The sequence below is a fragment of the Agrobacterium vacciniicorymbosi genome, assembly GCF_040427045.1.
In the GTDB taxonomy this organism is placed as follows: domain Bacteria; phylum Pseudomonadota; class Alphaproteobacteria; order Rhizobiales; family Rhizobiaceae; genus Agrobacterium.
In genome coordinates this window covers 448,568-471,634 of record NZ_JBETMF010000002.1, presented here as the reverse complement: position 1 = coordinate 471,634, position 23,067 = coordinate 448,568, and the positions used below count along the sequence as shown (strand labels likewise).

The window sequence follows — 23,067 nt, the reverse complement described above, 5'->3', positions numbered from 1 at the left end:
CAGCAGTGAGTTCGGCCAAAACGGCGCCATGATTACGATTTCAGACGTTTCCGCCCGTATTGCCGGGCGCCTCCTCCTCGATCATGCCAGCGTGACGCTTCCAGCGGGCACGAAGGCTGGGCTCGTCGGTCGCAATGGCGCGGGCAAGTCCACGCTCTTTCGCGTCATCACCGGTGACCTTGGAGCCGAGACCGGCGAAGTCTTCATCCCGAAGAATGCCCGCATGGGCCAGGTGGCGCAGGAAGCTCCGGCGACGGAAGAAAGCCTGATCGACATCGTGCTGGCTGCCGACAAGGAACGCGCAGCGCTGATGCTGGAATCGGAAACGGCGACGGATCCGCATCGCATCGCGGAAATCCAGATGCGGCTTGTCGATATCGACGCCCATTCGGCGGAAGCCCGCGCATCGAGCATTCTGGCGGGTCTGGGTTTCGATCAGGATGCACAGCTTCGCCCCGCCTCGTCCTTCTCCGGCGGCTGGCGTATGCGCGTGGCGCTGGCGTCGGTTCTGTTTGCCGAGCCAGACCTGTTGCTGCTCGACGAACCGACCAACTATCTCGACCTTGAAGGCACGCTGTGGCTGGAAGACTATATCCGCCGCTATCCTTACACCGTCATCATCATCAGCCATGACCGCGATCTGCTCAACAACGCCGTCAACGCCATCGTGCATCTGGACCAGAAGAAGCTGACCTTCTATCGCGGCGGCTACGACCAGTTCGAGCGCCAGAAGGCCGAAGCTGACGAGTTGCAGACCAAGGCGAAAGCCAAGAACGATGCGGCGCGCAAGCATCTGCAAAGCTTCATCGACCGCTTCAAGGCCAAGGCTTCCAAGGCCAAGCAGGCGCAGAGCCGCGTAAAGGCGCTGGAGCGCATGGGCACGGTCTCGTCCGTCATCGAGGATCACGTCCAGCCGATCACCTTCCCGGAACCGGAAAAGCAGCCCGCCTCGCCCATCGTCGCCATCAATGGTGGTTCCGTGGGTTACGAGCCGGGCAAGCCGATCCTCAAGGGTCTGAACCTGCGCATCGACAATGACGACCGCATCGCGCTGCTGGGTTCGAACGGCAACGGTAAATCCACCTTCGCCAAATTCATCTCAGGTCGTCTTGCGCCGGAAGCGGGCGACTTACGACTGGCACCATCCCTGAAAATCGGCTTCTTCGCCCAGCATCAGCTAGACGACTTGGTGCCGGAGGATAACCCGGTCGAGCATGTGCGCAAGCTGATGCCGCAGGCGCCGGAAGCCAAGGTCCGCGCCCGCGTGGCGCAGATGGGTCTGGCAACTGAAAAGATGGCAACGCCTGCCAAGGATTTGTCGGGTGGTGAAAAGGCTCGCCTGCTGATGGGTCTCGCTGCCTTCCACGCGCCGAACCTGCTCATCCTCGACGAACCGACCAACCACCTGGACATCGACAGCCGCCGCGCGCTGATCGAAGCGCTGAACGACTATGACGGTGCCGTCATCCTCATCTCCCATGATCGCCATTTGATCGAAGCCACCGTCGACCGTCTCTGGCTGGTCAACAACGGCACGGTCACTACGTTTGAAGGCGATATGGACGAGTATCGCGATCTCATCGTGTCCTCGGGTAAAAAAAAAGACGAAAAAATTGAAGTCGTCGTAGACGGTGCCTCAAAAGCTGACCAACGCAAGGCGAATGCCGAAAAGCGCGCCTCGCTCGCCCCGCTCAAGAAAAAGATCAACGATATCGAATCCTTGACGGCAAAGCTTGAGAAGCTGATTCAGGCACTCGATAAAGAACTCGGCGACCCCGCCCTTTACGAAAAGGCTCCGGCCAAGGCAGCGCTGAAGGTCAAGGAACGCGGCGAAGCGGCCAGCAAGCTGGCGGACGCGGAAGAACAGTGGCTGTTGCTTTCCAGTGAATATGAAGAAGCGATGGCGGGATAGGACCCGACTATCTGTTTCCGTTAGTCCAAACGACAAAGGGGCGGCGCAAAAGCACCGCCCCTTTTCTCATGCAAACTTTGATCGACACTTGCACCGCGCCGACCCGGCCTCAGGTCTCCACCACCGCTCGATGAACGGGCGGTCGTGGAGGATGTTGTAAGGCTGAGAGCCTATGCGCCGCAGCCTAATCAAAACTTCAGGCGGAACTTGGCGTTCATGCCGTGGTCGTAGGCGTTGGAACCGATCTGGCCATTATAGCTGACGCTGACAGTGGAGGATGGCGTGACAGTAAAGTCTAAGCCAGCTTCCAGCAGAGCCGTGTTACGGTCAATCGGCGTGCTGGATGTGGAGAAACTGTCACCCGTTGCAAACCGCGCCGTGGAAACGGGATCGATGTCTCCAAAGGCATGCTGCCAGCCGAACGTACCGCGAGCGACGGAGGCAACGCCACCGACCTCGAAGTCGGAGGATGCGCGCAGACCCATCGTGGTGTAGGTCGTGTTCATCGCCGAGGATTCCACCGTCAATGCAGCAGGGCCACCAGTTTCGGTGAAACCATCCGTCTTCGTGCGGCTATAAGCGAGTGCTGCGAAGGGCTCGAATGCAGATTTGCCTGCCTCGATGCGATACGCGAGTTCGCCATAGATGTTGAAGCTCGATCCATCATAGTCACCATACAGCGACTGGCCGAGCGCCGTGATGGAGCGCATGGTGTCGACATCGTGCCATGTGTAGTTCGCGCCGGTGCGCAACGAAACCGCGCCGATCTTCGTGCCTGCATAGGTGCCGACATGATAGTTGGTGCTGTTGCCGCTGCTGCTGTCAGTGCTGAAGAACGACCGGCTGTAACCACCGAGAACGCCGACGCGCGTATTTTCACCGAAACCGACATCGCCACCGACGAGCACGCCGCCATTGGAGACATCCGTATCGCTGCTGCCATCGACGCCACTGACCTTACCCCACGAGCCGAAGCCATTGACCCAGGTTGCGAAACGGTCCGTATCGAACGACTTCTTGTTTTCGTACGCAGCGAAACGATCGTCCTTGACCGGGCTTTCCTCTTCCTCGGCATAACCAAGCGCCAGGGAGGACGGAGCCGCCACTCCGTCCGTTACCGAGCGAACACGGCTGTTGAGGGCAGTGTTGACTGCACGATTGGTCTGCGTGAAAGCGCCTTGCGCCGTCGCATGAACTTCGCCGGAAAGCTGCTCATAGGTTTTCTGAACCTGATTTTCCTCAAGCAACAAAACATCATTGTAAAGCTTGAGCGACGTGCTGTTCGCCGTCTGGTCCAACGAGTTCAATGCGGAGCCGAGCGAACGTTGACTGGATGTCTGAGCGTGACTTACGAAGCCGTCGTTTGTTTTCAAGGCCAGTTTTAGCTGAACTGTATCGCTAAGACTGTCAACAAAACTTGCTTCGAGAAAGGCATATGAATTGTCTATACTCGAAAACTTTCCGTTTATGACATTTTCGGCCTTAAGAATGGTGTAAGTCTGCCCTTCTTTGTAACTGAGACTGTTGTTAATTGCCTTAATCTGGACCTTTGCGCCCTCAGAATGCTCCTCACTGTTCATTAATGGAGCAAGAATAGTCACCGTTTCAGCGTCGAGGAAGCTTGAAGTTGAAACGGTTGAATCGGTCGAATCAACCGCGGCATTGGTTAGATCTACCTTGTACGTCGATCCCGCCTGGAAAGTAAGATTTTTACCGACTTTCAGGGGGCCGTCTATCGAAGGGCTTTTTTTCTCCTCCTCAATAGATGAAAACTCTCGAAGCAATGTTCCACCACTTCGTATGGTCAGATTATTAGAGAATGTACCACTGCCACCGATCGTGCCTCCGTCGTACACGGTTGCGTCACCACCCAGCGTGCTTAGAGACGCCAAATTTAAAGTGCCGCCGTAAACTTCTGTCACGCCATTAAAACTATTTTCATGACCAGACAGGGTCGTCACACCCGCAATTTGCTTGATCATACCGACGTTATTTGAAGGTGAGGAATTATTGATGTCGGTATAAAAATTGTAATCGATGTCCGTATGATTAAACACCAGATTTCCACCCGATATGGTCACATTACCACCGATAAAACCTGCCTCGGCAGCCTTTTCCCCTTCAGCCGCACCGATGTTGAGCACGCCTGAACTGACCGTAACATCGCCAGTGACTCGTCCGCCATTCGAAAGCGTCAGATCTCCACCTTCAATAGTTGTCTTACCACCTAGCTCACCCCGAACATTGAGTGTTCCGCCTTGGACGCTCATAGTCCCAGTGAAATCGGAGCTGTGGCCGGACAATATTGTCTCACCAGCCTTTTGAAGGATAGTACCTTTTCCGCTTAGGTCTGCCGAAAAGTCGTAATCCTTACTTGTATGATTAAAAACAATATCGCCGTGACCTTGGCCAAAAGCGATCTGTTCAGCATTCAAAACGCCTGCCTCGGCCCCAACACTACCAATCATGTTCGGGTCTGTTCCGATAATGAGTCTACCGGTTGAACCAACCTCATCCGCAATTTTCACAGTGCCGTCATAAGCGCCATCAATGTTTTTACCGACGGAAACAACAGCACCATTGCTAATCGCCAGTTCACCGTCGCCAGCACGACCAACTGTGAGAGTTCCACTGTTGTTCCAGACTGCGCCCTTCCCAGCAACGTGTACTTTGCCGTTGCCCGGCGTTGGGAAACCCGACTCGGAGTTGGAGGGGGAGCCGCCCTCGCCTTCGAGGTCTCCACCTTCATCTTCATCACCTGTATTTGGCGGCGGCGGGGTAACAGACGCCCCTATAACTGACTCCATGCTATTGACGAGACTTTCAGGACCGATATTCAGAGTACCTGTGCCATAATCACCGACAATGAGGTCTCCCTTACTGGACAATACTCCGCCATTTTCAACGTTTAACTCGCCGTGCTCACCGATTTTTCCAGCGATAATAGCCGTAGGGGCATTCACCCGACCACCTTTAGTGATCACTGTTGGACTCATCGCATTTACATTGAATGGCTCTTCTAGGTTTTTTGTCGTCTCAATAACAAGATAGGGATCAGCCCAAGCAATCTGCGGCATCGTTAAGAGTACCGTAGAGGCAAGCAGCGCTCCGCGGCTTATAGCACCCACACCTTTTGACCGCCGCACAACACTTGCCGTCATCACCGAATTTCCGCGCATTCATATCCCCTGAATTCAAAAATCAAAACGGCATCTCGCCGCATGCGCAAATCCCCTCGCGCATTGCGAGCAAATTTAATGAATTCAGGTTCGGAGCGCAGATATTTAGTGTAACACAACGTAACTCTACGTAACGCCACGTAACAGAAAGCGTTGTATTGAAGCCACAATCGTTTAGATTGCACAATATTGGCACGTACAGGAGCTAAGCACGCGCTCCTCTCAATCTCCCGCGGCCGCGAGTTGGCCTTACGCGAGGTCAATCGGCAGGATGATTCGGATAAGGGTGCCCTCTCCCTCGATACTTTGGGCATCCACCCTGCCTTGATGGACGCTTGCGACTTTTTCTACAAGAAAGAGACCAAGCCCGGTGCCCTCGAGGTTCTGCGTATTGGCGCCTCGTCTCGCGTTTTCGAAGATATGCGGCAAATCGTCGGCAGGAATTCCAAGGCCGCGATCTTCCACACCGATCACCAGTTCCCCGCCTGCTTTTTCGACAGAGAGAACGATGTGTTGGGTATCTTGGGGGCTGCTGTATTTAACCGCATTTTCCAGCAGGTTGACGATGGCGAGCTCCAGCATCTGCGGATCCGCTTTCACGCTTAGCATGTCGGCGTTATCCTTTGCCCGATAGGAAATATGCGGTTCCGTGAGCAGATCACCGGCGCGTTGTAATGCGCCATCGAGAATTTCCCCAATACGGACACGCCTCATATCCACCCGGAACGATGGACCCTGGATTTGGCTGCGCGTGACGTTTAACTCCAGAACTTCAGTCAGTCTGGAGATCGTATTGCGGACACGCATGATGCGACGCCGGTTTGGATGATCGTCTTCCGGCATCGACAATTCAACAGCATCAATATTGGACCGGATCGACGCCAGCGGCGTTCTGTATTGGTGGGAAATGACCTCAAGAAAGCGGACTTGGCGCAGTTGCGATTCGGTCTCCGCATTCAGCGCCTCTTCAGCCACCTTTCGCGCCTCTACCAGTTCACGCGTTCTCTCTTCCACCAGTCGTATCGCTCTGGTTTCCGAACGCTGCGCCTCGTTCAACGCTTCCGCCTTCAACGAGCTGTTCAAAGCTTCAGCATCACGGAGGCGCAGGGCCTTGGCGCCGGTCAAAAGCAGTGTCTGACATAAGGCCGAGAGGCCATAGAGATTGAATACCCACTCGGGCATCCACGGAATGCCCAGCCGCTGTACCATCGCAACAGAGCCGCCAATAGCGACAAGCGTGAAGGCCACGGCTGCGAGCTTGCCGGCCTGTCCGTCAACCCTGGCCTGCCGCCAGCCCACGATCATGGCCGTGAAGCCGGCGATGATCGCAATCAGGGAGATATAAGGGCCAGAAACGATATTTTTTCCCGCGATTGCAAAGCAGACCCCAACCAATCCGGCCAGCGCAAAAAGACAATAAAGGGCATAGAGCTTTCGGGACCTTCGCCATAGGGACAGGATAGAGGCATAGGCCAGTGCGCTGGCACTAAAGCCGCCCCATGCTGTCACGCCAATGAACACATCGTTTGCGACGCCATCATCTGGAAACAGAAAGATACGGCTCAAGCCCAGATTCCCGACATAAACAAGAATAACCCCAAGGGTGCTTGCCGCCAGTAGAAGATGTCGCACTTTGCGGTCGAAGTGGAAGAAAACGAGTTGCGTAAGAAAGAGTGCGGCCATCGCCCCGAACCACACGCCGAAGGTGAGGCCATCGGTAACGCGCCGGAGCGGGACTGACTCACGCGGCTCGAGGCGCAGGTGAAGCTGGGTGAAAGAGCCGGTGTTGGACAAGCGAATATAGACGGTGCTGGTTTGGCCAGACGAGAAATCCAACCGGACCGCGGGACTTATTCCCGAGATACCGTCTACCGGAAGCGGTCTGTGATCGCCGAATTCGTAATGATTGAATTGACGGGCGTCATCTGCATTGCCGCCCCGCTGCACATAGACATCCACGAAATCCAGAAAATTCGGGGATAGAGAAAGAACGCCAGGTCCATTCTGGGATGCGGGCAAAGCAAGTTTGATCCAATAGGCTTTTCTCGTATAGCCCGGATTGATGCTCTTGCCGGTCACAGGCTGAAACCTGGCCTGATATTGAGGCAGCAGTATATCGGAAAGATTGTATTCGCCGCCCTCTTCCGCAAACATGAAAATGTGTCCATCCAGCGCCGGAACACCAAGAGTTTCGGAGGCGTGGGCGTATACCGATGATAGAAAAATCGATCCCGCAACGATATAGATGGTTCTAAGATAGACTTTGATTAATTGTAGAACCGGGTAAATCATAACCATCGCTAGACTTTAAAAAAATTCCCGAGGCGCGAGTTGATGTGGATTTTATTCCCGCTTCAGGCTTCACGATATCAAAACTTGAAAGACTGATATTGAATAGAATATTATGAGTGAGATGGTAAAGCTAGAAAGACCGAGGCTAATCCTCGTTGAAGACGACCACGATTTGCGTAATGGCTTGGCTGAATATCTGGAACTGCGCGGATTTGTCGTCGCACAAGCGGCAAATGGTGTTGAGTTTCATTCTCTTCTTGTAGAGGAGGTTTACGATCTCGCCATTCTCGATGTGAACCTTCCCGATATCAGCGGGTTCGACCTGGCACGTTTTTTGGCGCAACGTCATGACATGGGCATCATCATTCTCACAGCGCTACGGGCGCGAGACGATCGCCTGCGGGGATATAACGACGGCGCCGATCTTTATTTTACCAAGCCGGTGGACAGTGAAGAACTGGCGCAGGCGGCGGAGAATTTAACGCGCCGTGTGCGGCGAGAGCGGCTTGGACGCGATGTGCCGAAAGAAGCTCCGCATGCTCAAGAGGTTTCGGTACGGGGCAAGTGGATTCTTGACCGCAAACGTCAGATGCTGATCGCCCCGAACGGAAAGGGAATACAGCTATCCGTACGGGAGACGATGCTTCTGGAATTTTTCGCCAATCATCCAGCGCCGATGATTACCCGCATGGATGTACTCCAGTTTTACGATCCCACCTCCTCTGATCCCTTCAGCCGACGCTTTGATGTCGCGTTCGGCCGACTACGGGTGAAGGCGAAGGAGGCGGATGTAGAACTGCCTGTACAGGTCATTCGCGGCGCAGGCGTAAGACTGGTCGAAACCATCGAAGTCATATAGGCGCGGTAACTGGACATTAACCATAATCATAGAAAGCTCAACGGCAACTTCACACTGATTTGCCGAGCTTCTCCATGCGCTTTCTCACACTGTTTGTCCCGGCAGCCGTTGCGCTGTGCATGTCCAGCTGTGCTGGCAAACCACAGCCAGATGGCTCGCTGAAGACATCCTTTGCCGCCGCCATGCCTGCTGGCCCGTCCCTCAAGGCGAATGATCCTGTGGCACTGTCGCCCGCGGCGTGGATGCGTCCTCGTAATCCGACCGGTCTTGCCGGGCGCGATATCGAAGTTTCGTCGCTGAAGGACATTGCGCTTGCCAACAAGGAAGTGGTGTTGAGCTTCGATGATGGCCCGGTGCCGGGCAGGACGGAAAGCATTCTGGCGACGCTGGATGAGTTTGGCGTTAAAGCAACGTTTTTGATGGTGGGCGAGATGGCGCAGGCGCACCCGGCCATCGCCAAAAAGGTCGTGGCTGAGGGCCACAGTGTCGGTAGCCACACATTCAGCCACGCCAACCTGCGCAGCGTCTCATTCGACCGCGCACTGGCGGAAGTGTCCAAGGGTGCCAGTGCCGTTGCCAAGGCGACGGACACCGACGCCTCCTTCTTCCGCTTCCCTTACCTCGCGGATAATGGCCGCCTGCGGAGCCTGATCACGGATCGTGGTATGGTCATCATGGATGTGCAGATCGATTCGAAGGATTACTTCAAGGATTCGCCAGCCGTCGTCGCTTCCCGCACCATGGCTGCTTTGCGCCATCGCGGCAGCGGCATCATTCTGATGCATGATATCCACAGACGTACCGCCGCCATGCTGCCAGCTTTGCTGACGCAGTTGAAGGCGGAGGGCTATAAGGTCGTGCATCTCGTCCATAAAAAGCCCGCCAGCAAATCCCTGCTGGTCGCTTCGCTGAACTGATGGCTGGAAAGACGGAAGGCCGCTGAGTTGGCCTTGCCGACGTCTGGGTTTCTGCTAGAACTCGATAAAGTACTATTATTCGAGTGAAACATTCAGACGGGTTTTTCTTACATGTCAGCTACCAAGCTCGCCATCGTCGGCGTCGGCAAAATCGTTCGCGATCAGCACCTTCCAGCCATTGCAGCCAATCCGGATTTCGATCTGATCGCCACCGCCAGCCGCCATGGCACCGTAGATGGCGTGCCATCCTACGGTACCATCGAAGCGCTGCTGGACGCCGTGCCGGATGTACAGGCCGTTTCGCTCTGCATGCCGCCACAGTACCGTTACACGGCAGCTTACGCCGCGCTGAATGCTGGCAAGCATGTTTTCCTTGAGAAGCCGCCGGGTGCAACACTGTCGGAAGTGCAGGATCTGGTGCGCTTGGCCGATTCCAAGGGCCTGTCGCTTTTTGCCAGCTGGCATTCGCGTTATGCACCCGCCGTCGAGGCTGCAAAGAGCTTCCTCGCCTCCACCAAGATCAACAGCGTCCACGTCATCTGGAAGGAAGACGTGCGCCATTGGCACCCGAACCAGGAGTGGATCTGGCAGGCCGGTGGCCTTGGCGTGTTCGATCCAGGCATCAACGCTCTCTCGATCATCACCCACATCCTGCCGCGCGCGCTGTTCATCACCAAGGCAACGCTGGAATTCCCCGAGAATCGCGACGCGCCGATTGCTGCCGACATTCAGTTCTCCGACGTGACGCAGATGCCTGTGCACGCCGAATTCGATTGGCGTCAGACGGGCAAGCAGAGCTGGGATATCGTGGCCGAAACAGAAGCCGGTCAGATGGTTCTCTCCGAAGGTGGCGCAAGGCTTTCCATCGGTGGCGAGCAGAAACTGTCCGAGCCGGAGCGCGAATACCCTGCCCTTTACGAGCGCTTCGCGGAGATCATCAAGGCCAAGACCTCCGACGTCGATCTGGCCCCGCTGATGCATGTGGCCGACGCATTCCTGCTCGGTCGCCACAAGTTCGTCGACTCGTTCTTCGATTGATCGTTCAGATGGCGCGGCTGACGAAACGGTCGCGCCCGTCCTTCTTGGCCTGATACAGTGCCTCGTCAACGCTTTGCAGCAGCGACAGGCAATCCTGTCCCGCCTGCGGCGCAATGGCACCACCAATGCTGAGCGGTGCATGGATCAAGCGACCATCGATATTGAAGGGCTGACGGAAGGCTTCCAGCAAGCGCTCTGCCAGCTTTGAAATGACGTGCGAACCAGCCGGGCGCGGAATGAACACCGCAAATTCATCTCCACCCATGCGAACGGCAATATCCTCCGAGCGGATGACATCGCGGATGCGGGAGGCGGCTTCATGCAGAACGCGGTCGCCGACGGCGTGGCCCAGCGTATCGTTGATGGTCTTGAACCCGTCCATATCCAGATACAGCGCGCCGAATGTCTCGTTGGACTGCAAGGCGGAATACATCTGCGAATCCACCAGTGCGCTGAGCGCCTTGCGGTTATAGAAGCCCGTCAAAGGATCGGTCATGGCCGCATCGCGCAAGGCGCGTTCGGCAAGGCTCATGGTGAAATTGGCCTTTTGCAGGCGCAGCAAGCCCGCAGCCAGAACTGCAAAACGCTTCAGGGTTTCCACCTCGTCCGGTCGCAACTGGCGCGGAGCCGTATCGAGAATGCAGAATGCCCCCACCGTCACCCCCGGCTCAAGTTCGATTGGCGCCCCGGCATAAAACCGGAACTTTGGGCCACCCTCCACATAGGGAAAGTTGCGCATTTCGGGGTGCGCGCTTAAATCAGGAACGATCAGCACATCATTGGAAAGAACGACCCGGGTGCAAATGGAAATGTCTCGGGAGCACTCGCCGACCTGAATGCCCGCCTGATGCGCAATCCGCAGCCAGTCTTCGTCTACGATGTGAACCGCCGCGCGCCCTATATCGAAAACGCCTTTGGCGAGCTCGGAAAGCGCTGCCAGCTCCGGCGTTGGGCCGGACCCCAGAGGCAGGATGGACCGGACGGCAACGAGACGCTCTGTTTCGTTGACTGGCCACGGGGCGGATTGACCCATTTCATTCTCCTCCAACTGTCACGCAAGGCTCCGTTTGTTGCGCAATGCATACAGCATTTTTGTTAATGCACTACATTAGAACCTACGTAGGCAAGGCAAGACGAAGTTTCCAAATCATATTTTCGTTTCCAATTTCTAAAACCTACTGATTCGTAGGTTTTTTCTAAGCTGCCTTCGTTGGGCCGCGACTTTCGCACGTTGCCGCCTCGTTCACAAAACCGTGATATTCAAATAAAGCGAGCAGAAAGAGTCGCTTACAGCAGGAATTTGAGCAGAAATCTGGCATCTGCGCGCTTGTTAACATCAGCGGTGCGGCGTATTTACGCAGGACTTGGTGAAAGCCAAACCGCCCGTACCAATCCGTGGAGGAGTGGGGTTGCGAGGGAAACTCGGATCTTGACGGGACGTATCGCCGCCTTTGAGGCCAGCCGTAAAAGGCTTGCCGGGCCCGCCGGTATATCCCTTTGCGGAAAGTTATCATGGACAGCATGCTTATAGGCTTGGCCCATTTCTCGTCACAGCAGCCTCTCGGCGGCTCAAGGTCCTGCGTCATCTGTCAGCACGGAATGCCTTCTGCTCGCTTAGAGCGCGATGGCTTTTTGTCTGGCTGCCAAACTTAAAACAGTCAGGAAATCTTGATGGTTTACCAACCCAAACCCCTATCTGCACTTTCCAAGATATGGCTCGCATTTCTGGGCCTCGTCCTGGTCGCTGCGGGTCTATTTTTCGCTTATTTCGGAGGCAAGCTCGCCATGCTCGGCGGCAGCCTCTATTTCATCATCTCCGGTATTGCCCTTATTCTCGGCGGTCTGCTCATTGCACTGCGCAAGCCGCTCGGGGCCACGCTTTTCGGCCTCGTTTTCATCGGCACGCTGGCCTGGTCGCTGTGGGAAGTCGGTCTTGATTACTGGCCGCTGATCTCCCGCCTGCTGGCGTTGACGGTCGGCGCGACGGTCGTTGCCCTTTCCCTTCCCCTGCTGCGCCGCGCCGCCGGAAAAGCACCGGCCTATGCCGGCTCGTTCATTCTGGCGCTCATTCTGGGTGCAGCATCGGCTGCCGGCATGGCTGGCATGTTCGTGCCGCATCCAACGGTTACAGCAAGCGGTGACGTCCCTGCCCTGACGCCGGTCACGGCTGAAACGGAACAGAAGAACTGGGAACATTACGGCAATACGCCGGGCGGCAGCCGTTTCGTGGCGCTGGACCAGATCAATCGCGACAACATCAAGAACCTCGAGGTTGCCTGGACCTATCACACCGGCGATACGCCCATCAGCCCCGGTGGCGGCGGTGCCGAAGACCAGCAGACACCCTTGCAGGTCGGCGACCGTGTTTTCCTGTGCACACCGCATAACAATGTCATCGCGCTGGATGCCGATACCGGCAAGGAAATCTGGAAGAACGAGATCAACGCCAAGTCATCCGTCTGGATGCGTTGCCGTGGCCTCGCTTATTTCGATGCCACTCGCCCGGTCGATCAGCCAAGTATTCCCGGCTCCACGCCGGTCACCGCTGCTACCGTTGCCGAAGGCGCACTGTGCCAGCGCCGCATTTTGATGAACACAATCACGGCGGAACTCATCGCTCTCGATGCCGACACGGGCGCATTCTGCCCCGATTTCGGCACCAATGGCCGCGTCAACCTCAAGGAAGGTCTCGGCAACGCGCCTGACCCAAGCTACGTGCTGACATCCGCACCGACGCTGGCTGGTACAACCATCGTCATCGGCGGGCGTATTGCCGACAACGTGCAGGTCGATATGCCAGGCGGCGTCATGCGCGGTTTCGACGTCATCACCGGCCAGCTGCGCTGGGCGTTCGATCCGGGCAATCCGGATATCACCCTGCTGCCGCCTCCGGGCCAGACCTATACACGCTCGACACCAAACGTCTGGGCTTCCATGTCCTATGACGCGGCATCCAACACCGTGTTTATGCCGGTCGGTAGCCCATCGGTCGATCTTTACGGCGCAACCCGCACCGCCCTCGACCACAAATACGGCGCATCCATGCTGGCGCTCGACGCCACCACGGGCCGCGAGAAGTGGGTCTACCAGACGGTTCACAATGACCTCTGGGACTTCGACGTTCCGATGCAGCCAAGCTTCATCGATTTCCCCAAGACAGACGGCTCCACCGTTCCCGCACTGGTGTTCGGCACCAAGGCTGGTCAGCTCTACGTGCTTGATCGCGCAACAGGCAAGCCTTTGACGGAAGTGAAGGACGTTCCCGTCAAGCCGGGCAACATCCCGAACGAAAACTACGCTCCTACCCAGCCTCTCTCCGTCGGCATGCCGCAGATCGGCGCGCAGACGCTGACCGAAAGCGACATGTGGGGCGCAACACCGTTCGACCAGCTTCTGTGCCGCGTGGCCTTCAAGGGCATGCGTTATGACGGTGTCTACACCGTTCCCGGCACCGATCTGGCGCTGAACTTCCCCGGCTCGCTGGGTGGCATGAACTGGGGTGGTATCTCCATCGACCCCAACAGCGACACGATCTTCGTCAACGACATGCGCCTTGGCCTGTGGATCCAGATGCAGGAAGCGGCACCGACAACGGCCGTCAACAGCGGTTCGGAAGCCACCAACACGGTGATGGGTGTCGTGCCAATGAAGGGCACGCCCTATGCGGTCAACAAGAACCGCTTCCTTTCGGCACTCGGTATTCCCTGCCAGAAGCCTCCGTTCGGAACGCTGACCGCCATCAACATGAAGACGCAGAAAATCAACTGGCAGGTTCCTGTCGGCACGGTTGAAGACACCGGCCCGCTGGGCATCAAGATGGGCCTCCCGATCCCAATCGGCATGCCGACACTGGGCGGTACCATGACCACCCAGGGCGGCCTCGTCTTCATCGCCGGCACCCAGGACTACTACCTGCGCGCTTTCGACACGGCGACCGGCAAGGAAGCCTGGAAAGCCCGCCTGCCAGTGGGCAGCCAGGGCGGCCCGATGAGCTACAAGTCGCCCAAGACCGGCAAGCAATATGTCGTCATCTCCGCAGGCGGCGCCCGCCAGTCTCCGGACCGTGGCGATTACGTGATTGCCTATGCGTTGCCGGGCCAGAAGTGAGGCTTAGCGATATTTAGAATTGGAAATGGCCGGGGATGACTCGGCCATTTTCTTATGTGAGATATGACATTGCCGCTTCATCTGGATTGCGCATAGCGAATAAATTGCAAATAATCTCAGCAACTGGAAATAGCGGAATTAATCACTCCTCTTCCGTGGAGTGAACCTGATAGGCCGTTCAGAAGGAAAGATATTCTGACATGAATCAAGACTTGATCACAGTCGCCACGACACTTGCGTTGTACGCTGCGGTGGTCATCAGTCCCGGGCCGAACTTCGCCCTTATCAGCAGACTCGCGGTTTCAGGTGCTCGGTCCACCGCCGTTGGAGCAACTTTCGGACTGGCTGTTGCTGCAACGCTCTACGCAGTTCTATCGATGACTGGCCTTGCCATCGTTCTGACACGCATCAGTTGGCTCGCGAGCGCCGTACAGATCGCAGGAGGGTGTTATCTGATCTATCTCGGTATCATGGCATGGACATCCGGCGGCACAGACATGGTCTCTGCGGAGAAATCGCACGATTCTAAAAATATATTGCGCGGCTTTCGGATGGGGTTGGTGGTCAACCTCTCCAATCCTAAAGGCATCGCTTTTTTCATCGGCCTTTATGCCGTCGCTGTTCCTCCGGAAACAGCGCTTTGGGCGAAACTGGCTATCGTGTCGGGCGGCTTCGCTCTCGAAATCATTTGGTATGGCTTGGTCACCGTGTTTCTCTCCACCCGGCAGGCGCGAGGCCTTTATGATCGTTTTGGTCGCTGGATAGAACGCGCAATAGGCACACTGCTTGCAGGTTTCGGTCTGCGTCTGATTTCTGAGAAACTGTAACGGTTGGGCGCCGCCGCTTAGTAACTCAGCTGTGGATACCAATCCGTCCCGCGTCCATCGGGCGTGAGATCGAGAATTGACCACAGGGACGCGATATCGGGTGCATCACGCGGATCCTGCCCCGGATCGGCCATTTCGCTGCGCATCTCGCTGGACCAGAACAGACGAACCTTCTCACCATCACGCTTGAACACAGCAAGCGCCGGATTTTCGCTGCCGTCCTCGTTGATCAAGCCGAGGTCATTTGCATAATCATCGCCGACGGTCTGAACGAAATCGAGGTCACGCCATCCTCTCTCGGATGCGAATGCGGCCTGTCGTTCAACCGGGCTTCGACCGAGAATTTTGAGCGCTACACGCTGTTTGATATCGGCAGCATTCCCGTTCACCGAACCCAGCCAATTCGTGCACATGGGACAGGGTCGCTCCCGCTGCGGGCCGAACATCCAGAAATAGGTGACCAATGTCGATTTATCGCCAAACAAGTCGGCAAGCCCGAGGTCGTTACCAGCGGCATCCATGAATCGATAATTTTTGGTGATGACCGGTCCATCCGGCAAGGCGCGCCGCTGTTCGACCAGTCTCGTCATGTGACGGCGAAACTCGATCTCTTCTGCTAGCAAGGCCTGTCTTGCCTTGCGATAGTCTTCCGACTCGCCTGGAAAAGGATTTTGGGCTTTGGCGGCGAGTTGGGAAGCTGGAATATGCGTTTCAGTCTGCATTTCGTTTTCCTCCTACCTCGGGGAAAACGCGCCCAATCGCTCCACAGTTCCAGATGCTCTAGGCTGGAACATCACTGGAGATAGAAGCGGCTCTCAAGCCTTCTTCTGCCATCGCCCTTCCGGCGATTGCTGCCAGTAGGTCAGCGTATGCCCCTCGCCTTTCAGCTTTTTCCACTGTGCACGCGCGGCTTCAAGCTGCTCGGCATCGTAGCCGTCGAACATGAAGACGATGCGCTCGTAGGTGTCGATCGCCGGCGGCGCGGCACCGTCAACGATAAAACGAACGTTGGCGGCGTTGGCGTTTTCGCCGCTGGCCGTCAGCAGGACTGGTTGCTGGGCGGCGTTTTCGGACGCATCCGTGCCGTGGGGCATGAAGCTGTCATCGCGGAAGGTCCACAGGTGAACGTCGAGCGCATCGCGGCGCTCTTCGGCTGTGGTCTGGACCGCGACCTTCCAGCCGCGCTCCAGGGATTTCTCCAGAAGCGGCGGCAGGGCGTCTTCCAGTTTCGATTCCGTCAAATGGTAAAACAGTATCTCTGTCATCGAAACGCCCGTACCGGCTTCTGCGTCACTCTTCAATCCTCATAATGCGCGCGAACGAGTTCGTTGAGCAGACGCACGCCGTAACCGGAGCCCCAGGACTGGTTGATCTCGGTCAGAGGTGAGCCCATGGCCGTTCCGGCGATGTCCAAGTGCGCCCAAGGTGTTTCGCCCACGAAGCGCTTGAGGAACTGGGCGGCGGTGACGGAACCGGCCAGACGGCCAGCACTGTTTTTCATATCGGCAAATTTGGAATCGATGATCTTGTCGTAATCCTTGCCCAGCGGCATGCGCCACAGTCTTTCCCGTGTCGTGTCGCCCGCGCCCGTCAGGCGTTCGGCCAGTTCGTCATTGTTGCAGAACAGGCCCGCCTGAAGATTGCCGAGTGCCACCGTGATCGCACCAGTCAGCGTCGCCAAATTGATCATGAACTTCGGCTTGAAGCGATCATTGGTGTACCAGAGCGCATCGGCCAGCACGAGGCGACCTTCGGCATCCGTATTGATGATTTCGATGGTCTGGCCGGACATGGAAGTGACGATATCGCCCGGGCGCTGCGCATTGCCATCAGGCATGTTTTCCACAAGGCCGATGACGCCAATGACGTTTGCTTTTGCCTTGCGCGCCGCCAGCGTGTGCATGAGGCCGGTCACGGCTGCCGCGCCGCCCATGTCGCCCTTCATGTCTTCCATGCCAGCGCCGGGCTTCAGCGAAATACCGCCGGTATCGAAGACCACGCCCTTGCCCACGAAGGCGATCGGCTCATCTTTCTTGGAGCCGCCCTTCCACTGCATGATGGCCAGGCGCGGCGGGCGAACGGAGCCCTGAGCCACGCCGAGCAGAGCGCCCATACCGAGCTTCTTCATTTCCTTTTCGCCAAGGATTTCAACCTCGACGCCGAGCTTTTTCAGCTCCTCGGCCTTTTCGGCGAATTCGACAGGGCCAAGAATATTTGGCGGCAGGTTGACCAGATCGCGTGCGAGAATCACGCCCTGCGCTTCGGCTTCGGCGGTTTCGAACGCCTTTTTCGCCTCGTCATGAACCGCCGTTACGATGGTGACATCGACGCTCTTTGGCGTTTTGTCTTCGTCGGATTTCTTCTTCGTCTTGTAAGCGTCGAAGCTGTAGGCACGCAGCAGCAGGCCGAGGGCGAAATCCGCTGCGGATTTTGCATCCACTTCGATGCCGAGTGCATCCAGATAGACGACGACCTTTTCCGCCTTCTTGAAGTGCGCCGCCGCCGTTCCGCCAGCGCGCAGCCAGTCATGCGCCGTCAGCTTGGCGGGTTTGCCGAGACCGATAACGACGATGCGGTCAGCGTCGGAGCCCTGAGGCGCCAGCACATCCAGCACGCTCATGGACTTGGCGGCAAAGCCTGCGACCTTGGCCGCCTTGGTCAGCACACCGGCAGGATCGACCTGCGCCTGACCGGCGGGCGCATTTTCGCCTGATACCTGCAGCAGAACAGCGCTGGCGTTTTCAAGGGAAGCGGAATTGGCAAAGGATATATCGAATTTGGCGGACATGTTCTCGCTCATCAATCTAATTCAGGATGCGCCGGATCATGGCTTTTTCCGGCCCCAGCGCAACCCTGCAATCCAATCCCGGCGTGTCAATTTTGTGAATCACTTATGCAGGGGTGAGAAAAATCCGCTTTAACAAAAAGACACAGGCATCAGAAAAATTGCCGCAGAAAACAGATTTGTGTGCGCTGCGGAGTCGCCATTATCGATTGTTGCAGCTAGATAGGTGCAGTTCCCGCGGGGGGAACAGGCACGAAAATACCGTATCAGGGACTGAATGACGCTTCTTGAACGATACATATTGCGACGCACGACGCAGATGTTTCTGGTCGCGCTGCTGCCCGTTCTGGCCATTATCTGGACGATTCAGGTTCTTCAGCGAATCAATCTCGTCACCGATACCGGCCAGTCCATGGGCTCGTTCGTCACGCTGGCAACCATGTTGTTGCCGACGCTCATTCCGGTCGTTCTGCCTTTCGCCCTCGTCATTGCCATTACCCAGACGCTGACGGCGATGAATACGGATTCGGAGCTGGCGATCATCGATGCGTCGGGCGCACCGCGCTCGATCATCTTCAAGCCGATTCTGATTCTCGGTGCCGTGCTGAGCCTCGTTTCCTTCGGCATCACCAATTTTGCCGAACCGCCTGCCCGCACCGCTGCACGCCAGATGGTTGCTGCGGCCTATGCGGACCTGCTGTCTTCCGTCATCGAGGAAAAGACCTTCCGCACCATTCAGGATGGTCTCTATGTCCAGATCGGCGAACGTCAGGGCCGTATTCTGCGCGGCCTCTTCGTGGCAGACCGGCGCGACCCGAATTACGATCTCATCTATTACGCTAAGGAAGGCATGATCGATGAGGGCGGCACTTCGCTGACCATGCGCGATGGCGAAGTCCAGCAGAAGACGCCTGATGGCAAGGTTTCGGTCGTCAAGTTCCTGTCCTATGCCTTCGACCTGTCCACCATGTCGGAAAAGTCGGACAATGAACCGTCTATCTCATCCAGCGATGCGAGCCTGGCATTCCTGCTCTCGCCAGATGAAAATGTGGATAGCTACAAGAAGTCTCCCGGAGGCTTCCGCTCGGAACTGCATCGCCGTCTCGTGGACTGGATGTTCCCCTTCGTTTTCGCGCTGATCTCGCTGGTCGTGGCGGCGGATGCCCGTTCCCACCGTGAAGCACGCATGCACCCCATGGTAGCCGCTCTGCTCACGGCTTTCATGCTGCGCTGGCTCGGCTTCTATTTTACCAATCAGGTCAAGCAGAACGCTGCCTTTATTCCACTGGTTTATGCAGTGCCTGTCGTTAGCGGCGGCATTGCCTGCTTCGTGCTGCTCACGGGCAAAAAGCTGCACATGCCACGCGCCTTCGGCAACATGCTACAAAGCATTCAAAAGCGCCTTTCCCCGCCAAAGGCATCCGGCTCCGGAGGGCAAGGCGTATGATGTTCGGCACCCTCGCCCGCTATTTCCTCAAGCGCTACGCCATGACGACGTTCTGGTTCCTGCTTGGCGTCTCCGCAATCATCTTTCTGGCCGACTTCAGTGAGACGGCACGGCGCATGTCCGGTCTGCCCGGCTATTCCGTTCCGGCGGCACTCGGACTCACGGCGCTGCGCCTTCCGCTGATCCTTCAGCAGACGGTGCCGTTCATTGCGCTTTTCGTGGGTATGACGACGCTGATCTCGCTGAACCGCCGTTATGAACTGGTGGTCACGCGCGCTGCGGGCATTTCCGCATGGCAGTTCATTCTGCCCTTCATCGGCGGCGCTGTTCTGCTTGGCATCCTTTCCATCACCGTGCTCAATCCGATCGCGGCCTGGGGCGAAAGCAAGTCGCTTGCCGTGGAAGCCGGATGGCGCAACGAAGGCGGCGCATCGCGTCAGCAGCAGGTTCTGCCATGGTTGCGCCAGAGCAGCGGCGGACAGGACACGATCATCGGCGCCAAGAGCTTCGAAGACAACGGCACCCTGCTCAAGGATGTGGTGCTGATACACCTCGACAAGGCTGGCAATATCCTCAAGCGGCAGGATGCGAAGTCGGCTAAGTTGGAAGATGGTTACTGGCTTCTTAACGACGTTGCGGAGATCACGCCGGGCCATGTGCCAACGCGGGAAGCGACGGCGCGAATCAGTACCAATCTGAGACAGGAATTCGTTCAGGAGCGCATGACCCAGCCGGAAACCGTTGCTTTCTTTGAGCTTTCTCACAAGATCGAAGTTGCGCAGTCCTTCGGCATCTCTTCGAAAGCGCTTGAGACGCAGTACCACTTCCTGCTGTCCATGCCTTTTCTTCTCGTAGCGATGACCTTGATCGCCGCGACTGTTTCATTAAAGTTCAGCCGTTTTGCACAGTCTCGTTCAGTGATTCTGGGTGGAATCGTTTCCGGCTTCGTGCTTTATGTAGTAACCGTGCTCGTAAGGGCATTCGGGAGTAGCGGCGTTGTCCCTCCCTTCGTTGCGGTCTGGGTTCCAGTTGTCGTGGCGTTGGCTTTGGGTGCAACCATTCTGCTTCATCAGGAGGACGGCTAGTGGCGGTATTTGACCGCGGGAATATCAGACGGCTGGCGACAGCCCTTCTGACTGGGGCTGCTGTGTGCGCATATGTGGCAACCGCTTCCAGCGTTTTCGCTGAAGACGGTGTCATCGTGGGCGACCCACAAGACCAATCAAAACTCCTGCTTACAGCAAATGAACTGACCTATAATCGTGACGCGGAGCGTGTGATCGCGACCGGCGGCGTGCGCATGCACTATTCCGGCTACCGCATGGTGGCCCAGCGCGTCGAATATAATCAGTCTACGGGCCGTGTGCTTGCGCGCGGCAATATCGAATTGATCGAACCAGGCGGCAACCGCATCTATGCAGATGAGATGGATGTCACCAACGATTTCGGCCAGGGCTTCGTCAACACGCTTCGCGTTGAAACCACTGACAATACCCGCATTGCAGGCGAAAGCGCCGAACGTCTGTCCCAGGACGTCATGATTCTGAACAACGGCGTTTACACCGCATGTCTTCCCTGCGCCGAGCGCCCGGACAAGCCGCCTTTGTGGCAGGTAAAGGCCGAACGCGTTATTCAGGACGGCAAGACTCACACGGTGCGTCTGGAAAAAGCCCGCTTCGAGCTTTTCGGCAAGTCCATCGCCTATCTGCCGTTCATCACTGTCCCAGACAATACGGTCAAGCGTAAGTCCGGCTTCCTCTTCCCGCAGATGAGCATTACCGACAATCTCGGTTTCGGCATCGGCGTCCCCTACTTTCAGGTGCTGTCGGACACGTCCGACGTAACCGTCACACCAACCTACTATACCTCTCAGGGTCTTCTGCTCGAGGGTGAGTTGCGCCAGCGTTTCGAATCCGGATCGCATACCTTGCGTGCGGCTGGCATCAACCAGATGAACCCGCAGGACTTCGACCCAGGTACCAGCGATGCGCTGAACGACACGCGCGCCATGATCGCATCCAAGGCTGAGTTCAAGATAAATCCGCGTTGGACATTTGGCTGGGATGCCATGGTCCAGACCGATAACAACTTCTCACGCACTTACGGCCTCAAGGGCTATAAGAGCGACGTGCAGACGAACAAGCTTTATCTGAATGGTCTTGGCGAGCGTAACAACTTCGATGCCAATGCCTATTACTTCAACGTCCAGGATAACGACGATTCGGAAATCGAAGAGCGTAAGCAGGCGATCGTTCATCCCGCCGTCGATTATCGCTACTTCCTGCCCGATCCCGTCTATGGCGGCGAGCTTTCGCTGACGACAAACTTCACCAGCCTGACGCGCCGCACTCAGGACGCCTACAATCTGGGTGACTCTGTTCGCTTCAATGGTCTTGAAGGCACTTACACGCGCCTTTCCACCGAAGCGGAATGGAAGCGCACGTTTACGTTTGACAGCGGTCTCCTGCTGACGCCTCTTCTCGCTGCGCGCGGCGATGCCTTGTGGACGGACATGTCCGCAAACAACTTTACGTCAGGCGGGTCGCTTTACGGCTACAACAGTTCCATCAATGACGACGCAAGCATGCGCGGCATGGCGACGCTTGGCTTGGAAGCTCGCTATCCAATCCTGTTCACGGCACAGCACAGCAACCATGTGATCGAGCCTATTGCACAGATCTTCGTTCGCCCGAACGAATCCTACGCGGGTGAAATTCCCAACGAAGATGCTCAGGCCTTCGTGTTTGATGCCACCAACCTGTTCGAACGCGACAAATTCTCTGGCTTCGACCGCATTGAAGGCGGTACACGCGCCAATATCGGCGTGCGTTACAACGGCACATTCGATAATGGTTATGGCGTGCGCGCCGTTGCGGGTCAGTCCTACCATCTTGCAGGCGAAAACTCCTTCGCCTCCAACGATCTGGTCAATGTCGGCGCCGACTCGGGTCTGGAAACCGACCGCTCGGACTACGTTGCGATGGCAGCCATCGATGCACCGATGGGTCTGTCGCTTTCGTCAAGCCTGCGGTTGGACAAGGATAATTTCGAGGTCAACCGCTCTGAAACTGCGGTCGCTTACAATGGCAACCGCGTTTCCGGTAAGGTCAGCTATACGCAGGTCGAGGCACAGCCGGACTACGGCTATGATAGAAAACGCGACATCATTCAGACATCTGGCAAGCTGCGTCTTGATGACAACTGGTCGCTGTTCGGGGCAATCAACTACGATCTGAACAACAAGTTCTCCAGCGAGCGCCGCATCGGCATTCTCTATCAGGACGAGTGCACCATCTTCACCGTTAGCTATTCGGATGAGGGCAACATCAACTCGGTTCGCGAGTCTGCGAATGACTGGTCGATCAATGCCCGTCTCGCCTTCAGAACTTTGGGCGACATCAGCGTCGGTTCTGCCGGTACGGACTGGGATGATGCGGAAATTGGCTGGAAGCCAAACAATTTCTAATCTTAGTAACGGCGGGGTGAAAACTCCGCCGTTGTCATTTTACCCGGCGTGATCGGCAGAGTTTGCGCTACGCCACCGTTTTGCCGCAACATATCTGCAGTGTTCGCCCGCACGAGCGATTGCCGTTTTATTTGTTCCAATGATATATACGGGCGCGTTCACGGTTAAACTGTAACAAAACGTAACTTTATCGGTTGACGAGCGGCATTATCCGCTTCATCCGATATGGTGAGATGTT

The 23,067-nt window shown here is 56.6% G+C and carries 15 protein-coding genes; 9 read left to right on the top strand and 6 right to left on the bottom strand.

All coding sequences use genetic code 11. The annotated features are described in order from the left end of the window. Positions 1 to 28: 28 nt before the first annotated feature. A complete protein-coding gene (locus tag ABUK73_RS05590; protein ID WP_353576385.1) occupies positions 29 to 1,912 on the top strand; it encodes an ABC-F family ATP-binding cassette domain-containing protein in 1,884 nt (627 codons plus the stop codon). A 188-nt stretch (positions 1,913 to 2,100) separates the two neighbouring features. Here the strand turns inward: ABUK73_RS05590 and ABUK73_RS05585 are convergent, their stop codons facing one another. Both ABUK73_RS05585 and ABUK73_RS05580 read right to left on the bottom strand, forming a co-directional pair. Further along, positions 2,101 to 5,091 carry an autotransporter family protein gene (locus ABUK73_RS05585; RefSeq protein ID WP_353576384.1) on the bottom strand — a complete coding sequence of 997 codons (2,991 nt, stop codon included), beginning with the start codon at positions 5,089 to 5,091 and terminating at the stop codon, positions 2,101 to 2,103. Between the two features lie 249 nt (positions 5,092 to 5,340). Next, positions 5,341 to 7,383 carry a sensor histidine kinase gene (locus tag ABUK73_RS05580; protein WP_353576383.1) on the bottom strand — a complete coding sequence of 681 codons (2,043 nt, stop codon included), beginning with the start codon at positions 7,381 to 7,383 and terminating at the stop codon, positions 5,341 to 5,343. A 112-nt stretch (positions 7,384 to 7,495) separates the two neighbouring features. Here ABUK73_RS05580 and ABUK73_RS05575 point away from each other — a divergent pair, with 112 nt between their 5' ends. The 3 genes from ABUK73_RS05575 (at position 7,496) to ABUK73_RS05565 (ending at position 10,197) form a co-directional block, all read left to right on the top strand. Further along, positions 7,496 to 8,242 carry a response regulator transcription factor gene (locus tag ABUK73_RS05575; protein ID WP_353576382.1) on the top strand — a complete coding sequence of 249 codons (747 nt, stop codon included), beginning with the start codon at positions 7,496 to 7,498 and terminating at the stop codon, positions 8,240 to 8,242. 74 nt (positions 8,243 to 8,316) lie between these two features. Then, the gene (locus tag ABUK73_RS05570) at positions 8,317 to 9,159 is read left to right on the top strand and encodes a polysaccharide deacetylase family protein (protein ID WP_353576381.1); all 843 of its coding nucleotides are present in this window, start codon (positions 8,317 to 8,319) and stop codon (positions 9,157 to 9,159) included. Between the two features lie 111 nt (positions 9,160 to 9,270). Beyond that, positions 9,271 to 10,197, top strand: coding sequence for a Gfo/Idh/MocA family protein (locus ABUK73_RS05565; RefSeq protein ID WP_353576380.1), 927 nt, complete (start codon positions 9,271 to 9,273; stop codon positions 10,195 to 10,197). 4 nt (positions 10,198 to 10,201) lie between these two features. Here the strand turns inward: ABUK73_RS05565 and ABUK73_RS05560 are convergent, their stop codons facing one another. After that, the gene (locus tag ABUK73_RS05560; RefSeq protein ID WP_353576379.1) at positions 10,202 to 11,230 is read right to left on the bottom strand and encodes a sensor domain-containing diguanylate cyclase; all 1,029 of its coding nucleotides are present in this window, start codon (positions 11,228 to 11,230) and stop codon (positions 10,202 to 10,204) included. A 638-nt stretch (positions 11,231 to 11,868) separates the two neighbouring features. On the opposite strand from ABUK73_RS05560, the gene ABUK73_RS05555 reads away from it, so the two are divergent. Both ABUK73_RS05555 and ABUK73_RS05550 read left to right on the top strand, forming a co-directional pair. Beyond that, positions 11,869 to 14,304 (top strand): glucose/quinate/shikimate family membrane-bound PQQ-dependent dehydrogenase, encoded by a 2,436-nt coding sequence (locus tag ABUK73_RS05555; RefSeq protein WP_353576378.1) that lies wholly within the window; start codon positions 11,869 to 11,871, stop codon positions 14,302 to 14,304. A gap of 200 nt (positions 14,305 to 14,504) precedes the next feature. Next, entirely contained in the window at positions 14,505 to 15,131 is a 627-nt protein-coding gene (locus ABUK73_RS05550) for a LysE family translocator (protein WP_353576377.1), read from the top strand. Positions 15,132 to 15,148: 17 nt separating this feature from the next. On the opposite strand, the gene ABUK73_RS05545 is transcribed toward ABUK73_RS05550, so the two are convergent. The 3 genes from ABUK73_RS05545 to ABUK73_RS05535 form a co-directional block, all read right to left on the bottom strand. Then, positions 15,149 to 15,853: a DUF899 family protein gene (locus ABUK73_RS05545; protein WP_353576376.1), complete on the bottom strand. Its 705-nt coding sequence runs from the start codon at positions 15,851 to 15,853 to the stop codon at positions 15,149 to 15,151. Between the two features lie 93 nt (positions 15,854 to 15,946). Then, positions 15,947 to 16,396, bottom strand: coding sequence for a DNA polymerase III subunit chi (locus ABUK73_RS05540; RefSeq protein ID WP_353576375.1), 450 nt, complete (start codon positions 16,394 to 16,396; stop codon positions 15,947 to 15,949). Positions 16,397 to 16,428: 32 nt separating this feature from the next. Further along, positions 16,429 to 17,919 carry a leucyl aminopeptidase gene (locus tag ABUK73_RS05535; RefSeq protein WP_353576469.1) on the bottom strand — a complete coding sequence of 497 codons (1,491 nt, stop codon included), beginning with the start codon at positions 17,917 to 17,919 and terminating at the stop codon, positions 16,429 to 16,431. A 274-nt stretch (positions 17,920 to 18,193) separates the two neighbouring features. Here ABUK73_RS05535 and lptF point away from each other — a divergent pair, with 274 nt between their 5' ends. From lptF to ABUK73_RS05520, 3 genes are read left to right on the top strand one after another with little or no spacing between them, the layout of a single operon-like run. After that, entirely contained in the window at positions 18,194 to 19,363 is a 1,170-nt protein-coding gene (gene lptF, locus ABUK73_RS05530; protein WP_113086870.1) for an LPS export ABC transporter permease LptF, read from the top strand. Beyond that, on the top strand, positions 19,360 to 20,448 hold the full coding sequence (gene lptG / locus ABUK73_RS05525; RefSeq protein ID WP_113086869.1) for an LPS export ABC transporter permease LptG: 1,089 nt from the start codon (positions 19,360 to 19,362) through the stop codon (positions 20,446 to 20,448). The genes lptF and lptG overlap by 4 nt, the downstream gene beginning before the upstream one ends. After that, a complete protein-coding gene (locus ABUK73_RS05520) occupies positions 20,448 to 22,829 on the top strand; it encodes an LPS-assembly protein LptD (RefSeq protein ID WP_353576374.1) in 2,382 nt (793 codons plus the stop codon). Before lptG ends, ABUK73_RS05520 begins: the two co-directional genes overlap by 1 nt. The last annotated feature ends 238 nt before the right edge of the window (positions 22,830 to 23,067 follow it).

Coding starts and splice junctions, on each gene's coding strand:
- ABUK73_RS05555 (WP_353576378.1), top strand. CDS start 11,869: ATGGTTTACCAACCCAAACCCCTATCTGCACTTTCCAAGATATGGCTC.
- ABUK73_RS05570 (WP_353576381.1), top strand. CDS start 8,317: ATGCGCTTTCTCACACTGTTTGTCCCGGCAGCCGTTGCGCTGTGCATG.
- ABUK73_RS05535 (WP_353576469.1), bottom strand. CDS start 17,919: ATGTCCGCCAAATTCGATATATCCTTTGCCAATTCCGCTTCCCTTGAA.
- lptF (WP_113086870.1), top strand. CDS start 18,194: ATGACGCTTCTTGAACGATACATATTGCGACGCACGACGCAGATGTTT.
- lptG (WP_113086869.1), top strand. CDS start 19,360: ATGATGTTCGGCACCCTCGCCCGCTATTTCCTCAAGCGCTACGCCATG.
- ABUK73_RS05560 (WP_353576379.1), bottom strand. CDS start 11,230: ATGGGTCAATCCGCCCCGTGGCCAGTCAACGAAACAGAGCGTCTCGTT.
- ABUK73_RS05565 (WP_353576380.1), top strand. CDS start 9,271: ATGTCAGCTACCAAGCTCGCCATCGTCGGCGTCGGCAAAATCGTTCGC.
- ABUK73_RS05540 (WP_353576375.1), bottom strand. CDS start 16,396: ATGACAGAGATACTGTTTTACCATTTGACGGAATCGAAACTGGAAGAC.
- ABUK73_RS05590 (WP_353576385.1), top strand. CDS start 29: ATGATTACGATTTCAGACGTTTCCGCCCGTATTGCCGGGCGCCTCCTC.
- ABUK73_RS05580 (WP_353576383.1), bottom strand. CDS start 7,383: ATGATTTACCCGGTTCTACAATTAATCAAAGTCTATCTTAGAACCATC.
- ABUK73_RS05585 (WP_353576384.1), bottom strand. CDS start 5,091: ATGCGCGGAAATTCGGTGATGACGGCAAGTGTTGTGCGGCGGTCAAAA.
- ABUK73_RS05575 (WP_353576382.1), top strand. CDS start 7,496: ATGAGTGAGATGGTAAAGCTAGAAAGACCGAGGCTAATCCTCGTTGAA.
- ABUK73_RS05545 (WP_353576376.1), bottom strand. CDS start 15,853: ATGCAGACTGAAACGCATATTCCAGCTTCCCAACTCGCCGCCAAAGCC.
- ABUK73_RS05550 (WP_353576377.1), top strand. CDS start 14,505: ATGAATCAAGACTTGATCACAGTCGCCACGACACTTGCGTTGTACGCT.